The sequence below is a fragment of the Streptomyces sp. SM10 genome (assembly GCF_002910915.1).
Lineage (GTDB): Bacteria > Actinomycetota > Actinomycetes > Streptomycetales > Streptomycetaceae > Streptomyces.
Window position 1 is genome coordinate 1 of record NZ_NEUF01000133.1, and the last position, 11661, is coordinate 11661.

An 11661-nucleotide genomic window follows, 5' to 3' on the forward strand; every position below is an offset into this window, starting at 1 on the left:
CGGAATATTTCAAGTCCAGTGAGACGGTTGTGGCGCTATGAGGTTTGTGGTGCGGGTTCACGTCGCTTGGCCGGGTCGTTGATCCAGGCGGTCTGGGGTATTGCGGGTGGTCGGGGGCGGCGGCCGAAGCGTTCGGGGTGACGGGCGTAGGCCCCGGTGAGGGTGACGGCCCGCTGGTCGCGGACCTCCTCGGCGGTCCCGAAGTGCACGCTGGCCGGCGTGTGCCAGCCGATGCCCGAGTGCCGGTGCTCGTGGTTGTAGTACGCGATGAAGGCGTCGAACCACTCGCGGGCGTGGGTCAACGAATCGAACCGTTCGGGATAGTCCGACATGTACTTCGTGGTCTTGAACTGGGCCTCGCTGTAGGGGTTGTCGTTGGAGACCTTCGGCCGGGAGTGCGAGCGTGTCACCCCCAGATCGATCAGCATCTGGGAGACCTTCTTGGAGGTCATCGAGGTGCCGCGGTCCGCGTGCACGGTGTCGGGCACGATCCCGTTGCGGGCGATGGTCTCGCGGATCAGCTCCTCGGCCCGTTCGGCTGATTCGGCCCGTTCAACGGTGTGGCCGACGATGTAGCGGCTGAAGATGTCGATGATGACGTAGGCGTGATACCAAACGCCCTTGGCCGGTCCGGCCGCCTTGGTGATGTCCCAGGTGAACACCTGCGACGGGGCGGTGGCCACCAGCTCGGGCACCGCCCTGGCGGGGTGGGTGGCCTGCCGCCGGCGTTCGCCGGACTGGCCCTGCTCGCGCAGGATCCGATACATCGTCGAGACCGAGCAGTGGTAGCGCCCGGCGTCCAGCTCGCGGGCCCAGATCTGGGCGGGCGCCAGTTCGGCGTACTCGTCGCTGTTCATCAACTCCAGTACCGCAGAGCGCTCTTCGGCCGTCAGCGCCGAGGGTTGCACTTGCGGTTTCCTGGGTTTCCGCTGCGGCGGGGGCCGCAGCCTGCGGTAGTGAGTGGCCCGCGACCGGCCGGTCAGCCGGCAGGCGGCGGTAATGCCCAGCTGGTTCTCGACACCCGTGAACGCGGTGTCCACCACCGGGTCGACGACGTGTCTCAGTCCGCGCTCTCGGAGATCATTTCCAAGAGCGCAGAAGCTTTTCCCATCACCTCGAGCGCGGCCTTATTCCGGGCCAGGTCCTTCTCGAGCCGTGCCACCTGCTGCCGCAGCTTCTCGTTCTCCACCTCCGCGGCGGACTTCTTCGCGCGGGCCGGGCTGGTCCGGCGGTCGACCAGGTTTTCCAGGGCCCCTGCATCCCGGGCGGCCCGCCACTCCTTGACATGCGAGTGGTAAAGCCGTTCCCGGCGCAGGACCGCACCCTTCTCGTTCCTGGGCGCCGCGTCGTACTCGGCGACGATCCGCAGCTTGTACTCCGAGGTGAAACTGCGGCGCTTCGGCCTCGGCGCCGGGTCGGACCCGGCCGTTTCGGTGCTGGTCATAAGGGGCGATTCTCCTGTCGTGCCTTCTCAGGCTAACCCGACAGAGCGGGATGTCTCACCCAAGGCTGGCAGAGAGGGCGACGTGACGCGCTCGCCCGCCGGATACGGCTGCTGGTCGTCGCGACCATCACCTACAACGTCATCGAGGCAATCGTCGCCATCACCGCCGGGACGATCGCCTCCTCCACCGCATTGGTCGGCTTCGGCCTCGACTCCGTGATCGAGGTGTCCTCCGCCGCTGCGGTCGCCTGGCAGTTCTCCGCCCGCGAGCACGCTGTGCGCGAGACACGGGAGAAGACAACGCTGCGAATCATCGCCATTTCGTTCTTCGTGCTAGCCGCGTACGTCACCGTTGACGCCGTCCGAGCGCTGGTCGGCACCGGCGAGGCCGAGCGGTCAGTCCCCGGCATCGCCATCGCTGCCCTTTCTCTGGCGATCATGCCATTCCTCTCCGCCGCCCAGCGCCGGGCCGGGCATGAACTCGGCTCCGCCAGCGCGGTCGCCGACTCCAAGCAGACACTGCTGTGCACCTACCTGTCCGCCGTGCTGCTTGTCGGCCTGGTGCTGAACGCCACCCTCGGCTGGTCCTGGGCCGACCCGATCGCCGCGCTCGTCATCGCCGCGATCGCGGTGAAGGAAGGCCGCGACGCCTGGCAGGGCAAGGGCTGCTGCGCGCCCACCGCCGCAGCTGTACCATCCGCGGACGCCGAGACAGACGCGTGCGGCTGTGGTCCCGGATGCGACTGCTGCATCTGACCACGTCTTCATGCCGCCCGGCAGTGCTCGAACGGGGGCTCGGCCTCGGGGCGCGCCCGGGCGGAGACCGGCAGACAGCCGGCGCCACGGTGGTGTTCAGGTTCGACAAGGAGTTCAGGACCCGTGTGCGTGACGCGTGTTCGTGACTGCCTCCAAGAGCCCGGATCTTTCCGAGAAGGTGAGTGAGGGCGGGGTCGTCGGTGCGGAGCCGGCACAGGTCGCCGCGCAGGCGTTGCCGATCAACGTCACCGTGCTGACGACCCCGCTGTACGCCACCAAGATGCAGGAGGATCGGCTCGCCGACCTGACAGGCCCCGCATGCCCCTCGATCTGTACGACCTTACGAGTTGGTCACCGTTGGTTGCCGCCAGCTGAAGTAGGTTGACCCACGGGCCGACCGAGGGGACAGCAGAGCATGCGGATCGTCATGTACCGCGTAGGCATCCACCGCACCTCCTATCACGTCAACAGCGAGTGCCCAGCCTTGACTGGAAAGCGGGATACCGTCGAGCAGTGGGCGGCCGCGCCGGAGGAGGAAGCACAGGAGGAACTGGGTCTTGAACCCTGCTCCCGCTGTACTTCCCGACCGCTCGGCGTTCGTGAAGTTTCGGCGACTCCTCAGCGCTCGTAACGCGATGATGATCGAGCCTTCTTGAGTCTTCTCCAGCAGATGAGGCTGCAGGCGAGGGAGGCGAAGGCGTTGTGGAGTTCGGTGCGGCGTTCCCAGCGGACGGCGAGGCGTTTGAACTGGTGGAGCAGGGCGAAGGTCTGCTCGACGACGTAGCGGAGCTTGCTCAGGCCCTCGATGTTCGGGGCGCCTCTGCGGGAGATGACCGGGAGGATCCGGCGCTTGCGGAGTTCGCGCCGGTTGGGGTCGGAGTCGTAGCCCTTGTCGCCGAGCAGGGACTGGGGGCGTCGGCGGGGCCGCCCTGGGCGGTCGGCAACGGGAGGGATGCCGTCGACCAGGGCGAGGGTCTGGGTGACGTCGTTGACGTTGGCGGCGGTGGTGATGACCTTGAGCGGGGTTCCGCGTCCGTCGCAGATCAGGTGGTGCTTGCTGCCCGTCTTCCGCCGGTCGACCGGCGACGGGCCGGTGTCGGCTTCCCCTCTTTCGCGCGGACGTGGGAGCCGTCGACGCACGCTCTGGACCAGTCCAGCTCGCCGGCCGCGTTCAGTTCGGCGAGCAGGACCCGGTGCAGCCGGTCGAAGACCCCGGCCTTCTGCCACCGCCCCAGGAGCCGCCAGCAGGTCTGCCCGGAGCCGAACCCCAGCTCCAGGGGCAGCAGTTGCCAGGCCATGTCGTTGCGCAGCACGTACAGGATGCCCTGCAGGCACAGCCTGTCCGGCACCGGCCGGGGGCCGGGAGCCTTCTCGGACCAGGGCGGCAGCAGCGGCTCGATCAGCGCCCACAGGTCATCGTCCACGATCCACGGCCGGGTATTCACACCATCCCGAGCGGCCGAATCATCACACCGGTCACGGCCGACCAGAGACGTTCAACAAGATCGTGTTACGAGCTCGAAGCAGGGTCGGCCGACAGCTTGACGCCCAGCGCGGACCACACGCAGGACTTCGCAGCCAAGGACCGGGCAAGCCGCCGGATCGAGTGTGTCCAGCACACTCAGGAGCTTCATCGAACTGCACAACCGACCTGTTCGCGCGCCGGGCCAGCACGTTGACGAGACTTAGCGAACCGGCCGCTACGAAGTTCGGTGTTGCTCATTCCGGCCAACTACCCCCTGGCCAATACGTCGTTTCCCACCCGTGTTCCGCGCGCCGGAACCGTGCTGATCGTGGTTGTTTGGTGACGTGATCAGCAAAGTTCGCGCCCGAGTTCTGCCTGCCTCCCAGCGCCGCTCGCTGGACGAGCTGAGCCAGGATCTCGACCTGTCGTCCGGGGACACCACATCCAAGCGTTCGGCCTTCTGGACGATGCTGACGCTGTCGTCGGTCATCGCGGGCGGCGGAGTGCTCACCGACTCGACAGCGACGGTGATCGGAGCAATGATCATCGCCCCCCTGTCCACGCCGATCATGGGCATCGCCCTAGGCTCGGTACAGCGCCGCCGCACCGGATCGGCCAGGACCGTCCTTCTCGCATGCTTGCTGGTGATCGCGGTCGGGATGGCCATGTCGGTGACCCTCCCCAGCGACTACGACCTGCTGTCCAACAGTCAGATCTCGTCACGGACCTCGCCGGGTCTGATGGACCTGATCGCCGCGCTGGCCACCGGCTTCGCCGGGGCGGTGGCACTGGCCCGGCGGGATGTAGGCGCCGTGCTCCCCGGGGTCGCGATCGCCATCTCCCTCGTCCCGCCCCTGGTAGTGGTCGGGGTGTGCCTGGGACAGACTTCGGGATGGCTGGCGCTGGGTGCGCTGGTGCTGTTCGTGTCGAATCTCTTCGCCCTGGTCTTCGGGGGCATGGTGATTTTCGCCTCGCTCGGATACGGAGCGGAGGCCGAGAGAGCAGCCCGGCGGCCCGCACGCAGGGCTTACGCCTCCATGGCCCTGCTGTTCATCGTCGTATTCGTGCCCCTGACGGCCAACACCGTGGTCACGCTCCTGCTCAACGCCTGGATCGGCCAGACAAAGAACGCGGCGGAACAGTGGCTCGCCGAGGAGCCCGGCGCATCCGTCACGAGCGTCGACGCGAAATCACGCACGATGTACATCCAGGTTCGCGTCCCCGGAGACCTCCCACCGGTGGACTCCCTGCTCGAACGGCTGGAGGGCCGGATCCCGGAGGGCATCCCCGTCGTGGTGGACGCGTCACGTGGCCGGCGCATCGACGCCGGAGTCGTGGGTGACTGAGCGGGCGGCTCGGACGGGTCCAGCACCCGCAGGAGCTTCGTCAACTGCACACCTGACCAGCTCGCGGCGATGTCTTGAAGAGGCGTTGTGCAGTGAGATCGTTTCATCTTGAACTCGCAGGTCGCGGTACTGGTGTGTGCCCGTGATGCCGTCCTCGTGCTGGCAGGCTGTGTGATCGCCGTCGGGTGATCGTCTGTCACCGCTGGACTTCGCAGTTCGCCAGAACGAGCAGGGCCCGCAGCAGCGTGGTGGCATGATGGACGTTCATGCGGACCTTGGTCAGAATGCGCCAGGTCTTAGGTTCGCGAAGCCGTGCTCGACGGCAGCGCGTTCGCGGCTGACCAGCCGGTTCGCCTCCTTCTCGGCGTCGGTGAGGCGGTGGGAACGGGTCGCCTTGCGGCCGGTGATGATGACCGGAGCATCGTCGGGGTTGTCGTCGAGGCCGACGAAGCCGAGGTCGGCCACGGCGCCGAGGCCGGCCTCGCGTAGATGCCTGGTGATGTGGTCGTGGCGGGCGGTGGTGATCTCGCTGGCCCGGCCAGGGCGGGCGGAGGAGATCCAGATCAGGTTTCCCTTCTCGTCGGTCAGCGCGAGGAAGAGCAGGCCATGGGCCTTGTGTTTCCCGCTGTAGTTCTTGCGGTTGTCCGCCCCGGTGCGGCGGCGGGTGCGCACGAGGGTGCCGTCCAGCAGGACCACCGCACCGCCCCGGCGGGCGATCTTCTTCAGGGCGCGGTCCAGACGCGGGGCCCGGGCAGCGAGCAGGTCAAGGACTTCCAGGACCCAGCGGCGGACGGTGGCGGCCGAGACGGCGTTGCCTCCGGCCATGTCGGCCAGGCGCTGGTCGTGGCGCAGGACGGCCAGCACGACGATCGCCTGCGTGCCCGGAGCGGCCTTGCGCCAGCGCGTGCCCAGCTGCTTGCGGCGCCGGCGTATCAGTCCGCCGACGAGATCGACGGTCCGCTTCGACACAGGAAGCCGGACCTGGTAGACAACACCGGCAGAGCCCTCGGCGGGCGGCTGTTTCTTCACACAAACGCCAACCCCCGCCGGGGGCCCTCGTGTTACGGCCGGAACCGGCCGCTCTGCCCCAGTCGGCGGTCAACGCGGCAGGTACCGTCCCGAGCCCGTCCGGGTCAGCCAGCCCCGGTCGGACAGCTTGCGCAACTGGCCACGGACCGGCTCGACCTTTGCCGGAGTGTTCTCACGACCCAGCGCGAGTGCAACATCCCTGGCCGTCACCGGCCCCGACGCCTTCGTGACGATCTCCATAATCCGCCGATACTCCGGCGTGAGCACCTCCACCCCCATGCCTTCCTCGCGGTCCGGGATCAGCCGCATCCCACCCGCCCCGGGCGTCACCACCGGCTCCGGCTCCGGCTCCGGCTCCACGATGCCCGACGGCCGCCGTCCCCCGTCCGTCGCCTCGGCCCACTGCCCGAACACCACCTCGGCCGCCTCCAGCCGGCCCAGCTCGGCGTCAATCTCCGCCAACTCCCTGCGCAGCAGCTCGGCCCGCTCAGCCAGTCGCATCCGCCGCTCGATCGTCCACGTCAGCACGTCCACCACGCGCCTCCCTCCCGTTGCGGAACCTACGAGACGCCTCGGGCAGACCACCCCAGAACCCGTGAACCGGCCCGTGGCAGACGATCACATGCTAATGATCACGTCCTAGAGCAGCGCAAGTGCGTCAATCTCCACGCCCGGTACGGCAACCATGCTCCTGCGGGCCCTGCTCGTCCTCATGGACCTTGAGATCGCGGGTGGACAGGCTCGCTGTGCAGGTACATTCCCTCGACAAAGCATATCGTTTAGCGATACCATCGATAAACGATATGCATGCTGCTGGTCGACAGGGGGAATCATGGGTGCCAAGTCCTGGTGGAGCCAGACCGACAGCCGGTTGCTGGAGGCAGCTCTGGGCCTGGCCGCTGTACTGGTCGGCGTCTTTGGAGTACTGCTTCCGGCCCTCGGGGCGGCCGGTCTGATGGATCCGATGGACACCCGCGAAGTTGAGGCCGAGACGGCGACCCGGGTACCGGGAACCGTGACCGACGCGGTGACGGGCCACGGCATGACCCTCACAGGCACCCACCGGGCGGATCTCGTCTTCGCCGACCCCGACCTGGGGCAGCGCCTACTGCTCGCCCTGCCGGAGATCGTCGGCAGCCTGCTCCTGCTCCTCATCCTGGCCCTCCTATTCAAGATGGCCCGGACCCTGCGCGGCGGCGACGTCTTCGTGCCAGTGAACGCCCGACGCCTGAGCGTCATAGGACTCGCAGTGCTGGCGCAGGCCCTCCTCACCCCGGTACTGCCGGCGCTCACCACAGAAATACTGGTGAGCGGTACCCCCGTGGCCGAACAGGTCCCGTTCTCGGCCACCTTCACCGGCGAGTACGTGCTGCTGGCCTTCCTCATCCTGGCGCTGGGAGAAGTCTTCCGGCGCGGAACGAAGCTGCGCGCCGATACCGAGGGGCTGGTCTGATGCCACCAGAAGAGGAGCACCGGGTCCAGGTCCACCTGGACCGACTGCTGGCCGAGCACGGCATGACCCTGTCCGAACTGGCGACCAGGGTCGGGGTGACAGTGGTCAACCTCTCCATTCTCAAGAACGACCGGGCGAAGGCGATCCGCTTCTCCACCCTTACCGCGATCTGCCGCGAACTGAACTGCCAGCCCGGCGACCTGCTCAGCATCCGCAAAGACTGACACTCCGCGGAAGACCTGAACAGCGGGATCTTGCCCCGTCGCGCACGTCGCCAGCCGGACCACGGAAGCCATCTGGCCTCGTTGTCAGACGATCACGATGCTCGGCAACCGCGCACGACCTGCACGAGAATCCGGACACCGCACTCACACCAGCCCCGTGACCAGCAACTTCAGGACGAAACGGGCCCAGTGGGAGGCGAGCTGTCCCGCGAGGTCGGTCATCGAGTCTTCGGCAACGCCTACGCCATGTCGCCAACCGGCCCCAACCCACGATTCACAGAGTCGCCAACGGCATTCCCCAGGGGTACGAACCGCAGCCGGTTGTGATCACTGGATCTGCTGAAGGCAGCTGGCGGTCCCTCACCTACCGATCTTGCATGATCACCCTGCGCGACACCGTTGCGCTTTCACACATCGGGTTTCCATGCAGTCTCGGCAGCATCCCCTTTCCCGGTTCGCGTCCCGGCTCGCCGTCCGCGCGGTGGCGCTCGGGCTCGCGCTGTCGGCCACCGGGCCGGCCTTCTCCGCACCCAGCGCTCCGGGCCCGCCCTCGGCTCCACCGCTGATGGGCGTCGAGACCGTGAAAACCACACGGACCGTCGCCGACTTTGAACAGGTGAAGATCTTCTGCCCGGACGGGAAGGTCGCCATCAGCGGTGGCGCGGAGGCGACGGCACCGAACTCCGTGTACGACTCCGTCGCCCTGGTCGGGAGCTTCGTGGAGCCCTACCGGGACACATCGCTGTGGGTCGCCAATGCCCGGAACTTCTCAGGGCAGCCCAGCACAGTGACGATCTGGGCGATCTGCGCCTGGAAGCCCAGCGGCTACGAGGTCGTTCAGGCGCCGCTGAGCCAGGTGCCGGTGGACCAGCCGGTCACGGTGTCCTGCGGCGGGCAAGGTCGCGCTCGGCGGCGGTGAGATCCAGGGCGACAGGAGCTCCCTCACCAAGTCCTACCCGGCAGCCTTCAACTCGGCCAAGCAGCCCACTCAGTGGGTGGTGGCCGGCACCAAGTCCTTCCACACCCCGGTCGGCGTCGTCGCCTCCGCGATGTGCGCCGACCCGATCACCGACGTGACCTGGTCGACGGGCAGGGCGACCTCGAACAGCCCGGCCGGAGGGTTCCTCGTGTGCCCGGACGGGCGGCAAGTCGTAGGCGGCGGTGCCTCGGCGAGCGGACGTGAGGCTGCGCTGATCTCCTCGAAGCCCGGCTTCAAGAGTGAGGGCGCCCGCAGCGACGGCTGGTGGGCCCAGGCGGGCAGCGTCTACGAGCCGCTCACCGCGGACGTCTACGTGACGTGCGCCAGCCGGTAGCAGCCGCAGCGTACGAGGGCCCGCCGACCCGACCGGTCGTGCGGGCCCTCTGCTATGCCTGTGCACGGACGGCAACTGCGCTGTGTACATCGACTTTCGCCGTGGGTAGTGTCTGGCCTGGTATCGGGATCGGATCGCGCTGTCAGAGCCGTTCGCGGATCGCCAGGCCGGGCTGACGTGGCGCGGTCTGCCGACCGCCGGGCCGGGCGTACCGGTGCCAGGGGGTTTGTCTTGTTACTCTCTCTTCCCGGCAGAGGAACGACCCGCCGATTCCTGCGCCGGACCGGGCTGGTGTTGTGTGCCGGTCTGCTGACCGCGACCGGACTCGGTACGGCTACGACGGCCACGGCCGCTTCCGCGGAGAGCGGCTCGGTCCGGCCTCTGTACGCCCCTGGAAACCAGGCGGTTCAGGTGGTGGACCCGGCCACCGGTGCGAACACCGTGACCATCCCGCTCGGCGTTCGTCCCTGGGATCTGGCGGTGAGTCCCGACGGCTCCACCGTGTATGCCACGCACCGGTACGAGGGTACGGTCTCGGTGGTCTCCACCGAGACGGGCACGATCACCGACACCATCGCCGACCTCTACCTCCCGTGGGCGGTCGCGGTGTCCCCGGACGGAGCGCAGATCTACGTCGCTCACCTCGCCCCGTCGGGATCCTCCTATGCGATCGCGGTGATCTCGGCAGCGACCAATACCGTCATCGCGGACATCAGCGTGAGCGGGGCGGACGCCATCGCCTTCACCCCTGACGGCAAACGAGCCTACGTGGTCGGCTACGGCACCAACTCGGTCACCGGCATCGACACCGCGACCCGGGCCGTGACGACGGTCATCGGACTGCCCAACAGCGGACCCGGCAACCTCGCGGTCACCCCCGACGGCACAGCCGTGTACGTGACCGCGTACAACAGCAACACCGTTCAGGTCATCTCGACGGCCACCAACACGGTCACCGCCACGATCAACACCGGCTCCCGTCCGCGGGGCATGTCCATCTCCCCGGACGGCACGAAGGCGTACACCACCCTGCCCACAGCAGACTCCCTCGCGGTGATCGACACCGCCACCAACACCCTCAGCACCACCATCCCCGTCGGCGACAACCCGGTGGAGGTCCTGGCCGACCCGTCGGGCAACGCCGTATACGTCTCGAACTTCTACCCCCCGTCCGTCTCGGTGATCGACCCGGCCACCAACACCGTCACCAGCACCGGCACCCTCAGCGCCGCGACCTACAACCTGGAGACCGCCCAGGCGCCACCGGCCGTGACCGCCATCAGCCCCGCCACCGGAACCCCCGCCGGCGGAAGCACCGTCACCATCACCGGCACCCACCTGTCCGGCACCAGCGCGGTCTCCTTCGGCACCACCCCCGCCACCGATGTCACCGTCGTCGACGACTTCACCGTCACCGCGACCGTCCCCGCCCATACCGCGGGCGGTGTCGATGTCACCGTCACCACCCCGGGCGGCACCAGCGCCCCCTCACCCGGCGGCCAGTACACCTACCTGGCCCCGCCCGCCGACATCGACGTCGACCTCACCGCGCAGCCGCACCTGGGCATCCTGGTCCCCTACCTCACCTACACCCTCACCGCCCGCAACACCGGCCCCGGCACGGTCACCTCAGCGACCCTCACCACCACCCTGCCGCCCGGCGCGTCCGCCACCAACCTGTCCCCGGGCTGCACCGCCACCGCCACCACCGTCACCTGCGCCTACGACACGATCGCCAACGGCGCCGCCCCCAGCAAGAGCTTCCGCATCCCGCTGCACCTGCTCTCCCTGGGCCACATCCAGGCCACCACCACCCGCACCACCTCCGCACCCACCGACCCCAACACCGGCAACGACACCGCAAGCGCGAACTGCACCGCCATCTCCGTCATCCTGGCCACCTGCTCCTAGAAGCTGCCCGCAGACTCACCCAAGGGCCACTGGGGGCGCCAGGCGCTCACCGAAGGCTGAACCGCATGGCCGTCCGGAGGCGGAGCACGATCAGCCACACGGGGATCCGCTCTGTACGTTATCGTGTACGTCATGAAGACGATGAGTGTCACCGAGCTACGCGCGGGCATCGCCGACGCCCTCGACGCGGTGGAGAACGACGCCGAGGAGCTGGTCATCACCCGGACCGGCCATGAGCCGATGGTCGTCGTCTCGCTCGCCGAGTACGAGGCACTGAAAGAGACCGATTACCTGCTGCGGTCGCCCGCGATGGCCGAGCGCCTGCGCAGGTCCATCGAGCAGGACCGGGCCGGCCAGGGTGCACTTCGCGAGCTGGTGGATCCCGATGACGAGGCCGGGCGTGGCGCCGCGTGAAGGTGCTGTTCGTCGACGACGGCTGGAACGATTACCTGTGGTGGCAGGGGAACGACCGCAAAATACTGAAGCGCATCAACCAGCTGATCGCCGACATCGACCGGGGCGGCCACGAAGGAATCGGCAAGCCCGAACCGCTGCGGAACGACCTCTCCGGCTACTGGTCGCGGCGTATCAACTCCGAACACCGGCTGGTGTACCGCATCGATGAGAACGCCGTCATCCACGTGGTGGCGTGCCGCTTCCACTACGAACGGTGAACCAGGCGCATACCCACGGGCCATGCCTCGGCTCTTGACAGCGCCC

Annotated in this window: 15 protein-coding genes; 10 read left to right on the forward strand and 5 right to left on the reverse strand. The window is 67.9% G+C overall.

What is annotated here, in order from left to right:
* Nucleotides 1-35: 35 nt before the first annotated feature.
* Entirely contained in the window at nt 36-1043 is a 1008-nt protein-coding gene (locus tag B9S57_RS21460) for an IS3 family transposase (protein ID WP_103517196.1), read from the reverse strand.
* 17 nt (nt 1044-1060) lie between these two features.
* The gene (locus B9S57_RS21465) at nt 1061-1444 is read right to left on the reverse strand and encodes a transposase (RefSeq protein ID WP_103517197.1); all 384 of its coding nucleotides are present in this window, start codon (nt 1442-1444) and stop codon (nt 1061-1063) included.
* A gap of 102 nt (nt 1445-1546) precedes the next feature.
* Here B9S57_RS21465 and B9S57_RS21470 point away from each other — a divergent pair, with 102 nt between their 5' ends.
* Both B9S57_RS21470 and B9S57_RS21475 read left to right on the forward strand, forming a co-directional pair.
* Nucleotides 1547-2200 (forward strand): cation transporter, encoded by a 654-nt coding sequence (locus tag B9S57_RS21470; RefSeq protein WP_103517198.1) that lies wholly within the window; start codon nt 1547-1549, stop codon nt 2198-2200.
* A 142-nt stretch (nt 2201-2342) separates the two neighbouring features.
* Complete coding sequence (locus B9S57_RS21475; protein WP_124276601.1) at nt 2343-2585, forward strand: hypothetical protein; 243 nt, start codon at nt 2343-2345, stop codon at nt 2583-2585.
* Nucleotides 2586-2818: 233 nt separating this feature from the next.
* On the opposite strand, the gene B9S57_RS21480 is transcribed toward B9S57_RS21475, so the two are convergent.
* Nucleotides 2819-3627 (reverse strand): IS5 family transposase gene (locus tag B9S57_RS21480; RefSeq protein ID WP_374935974.1). Its coding sequence is split into 2 segments (ribosomal slippage): nt 2819-3312 and nt 3312-3627, totalling 810 coding nucleotides; the frame shifts between segments, so codons are not numbered across the junction.
* A 382-nt stretch (nt 3628-4009) separates the two neighbouring features.
* Here B9S57_RS21480 and B9S57_RS21485 point away from each other — a divergent pair.
* Nucleotides 4010-5011 (forward strand): TIGR00341 family protein, encoded by a 1002-nt coding sequence (locus tag B9S57_RS21485; RefSeq protein WP_103517200.1) that lies wholly within the window; start codon nt 4010-4012, stop codon nt 5009-5011.
* A 279-nt stretch (nt 5012-5290) separates the two neighbouring features.
* Here B9S57_RS21485 and B9S57_RS21490 read toward each other — a convergent pair whose 3' ends face one another.
* Nucleotides 5291-6040 carry a transposase gene (locus B9S57_RS21490; RefSeq protein ID WP_258036496.1) on the reverse strand — a complete coding sequence of 250 codons (750 nt, stop codon included), beginning with the start codon at nt 6038-6040 and terminating at the stop codon, nt 5291-5293.
* Nucleotides 6041-6109: 69 nt separating this feature from the next.
* The gene (locus B9S57_RS21495; protein ID WP_103517201.1) at nt 6110-6574 is read right to left on the reverse strand and encodes a hypothetical protein; all 465 of its coding nucleotides are present in this window, start codon (nt 6572-6574) and stop codon (nt 6110-6112) included.
* Between the two features lie 298 nt (nt 6575-6872).
* Between B9S57_RS21495 and B9S57_RS21500 the strand changes: the two genes are divergently transcribed.
* The 7 genes from B9S57_RS21500 (at nt 6873) to B9S57_RS21530 (ending at nt 11615) form a co-directional block, all read left to right on the forward strand.
* Nucleotides 6873-7493 carry a DUF2975 domain-containing protein gene (locus B9S57_RS21500; RefSeq protein WP_103517202.1) on the forward strand — a complete coding sequence of 207 codons (621 nt, stop codon included), beginning with the start codon at nt 6873-6875 and terminating at the stop codon, nt 7491-7493.
* The gene (locus B9S57_RS21505; RefSeq protein WP_067031626.1) at nt 7493-7717 is read left to right on the forward strand and encodes a helix-turn-helix transcriptional regulator; all 225 of its coding nucleotides are present in this window, start codon (nt 7493-7495) and stop codon (nt 7715-7717) included. Before B9S57_RS21500 ends, B9S57_RS21505 begins: the two co-directional genes overlap by 1 nt.
* 424 nt (nt 7718-8141) lie before the next feature.
* Nucleotides 8142-8636 (forward strand): hypothetical protein, encoded by a 495-nt coding sequence (locus B9S57_RS21510; protein WP_146057779.1) that lies wholly within the window; start codon nt 8142-8144, stop codon nt 8634-8636.
* A gap of 79 nt (nt 8637-8715) precedes the next feature.
* On the forward strand, nt 8716-9030 hold the full coding sequence (locus B9S57_RS21515) for a hypothetical protein (RefSeq protein WP_146057780.1): 315 nt from the start codon (nt 8716-8718) through the stop codon (nt 9028-9030).
* A 411-nt stretch (nt 9031-9441) separates the two neighbouring features.
* On the forward strand, nt 9442-10941 hold the full coding sequence (locus B9S57_RS21520; RefSeq protein WP_164493699.1) for a YncE family protein: 1500 nt from the start codon (nt 9442-9444) through the stop codon (nt 10939-10941).
* 132 nt (nt 10942-11073) lie between these two features.
* Complete coding sequence (locus B9S57_RS21525) at nt 11074-11355, forward strand: type II toxin-antitoxin system Phd/YefM family antitoxin (protein WP_164493698.1); 282 nt, start codon at nt 11074-11076, stop codon at nt 11353-11355.
* Complete coding sequence (locus B9S57_RS21530) at nt 11352-11615, forward strand: Txe/YoeB family addiction module toxin (RefSeq protein WP_103517207.1); 264 nt, start codon at nt 11352-11354, stop codon at nt 11613-11615. Before B9S57_RS21525 ends, B9S57_RS21530 begins: the two co-directional genes overlap by 4 nt.
* Nucleotides 11616-11661: the final 46 nt, after the last annotated feature.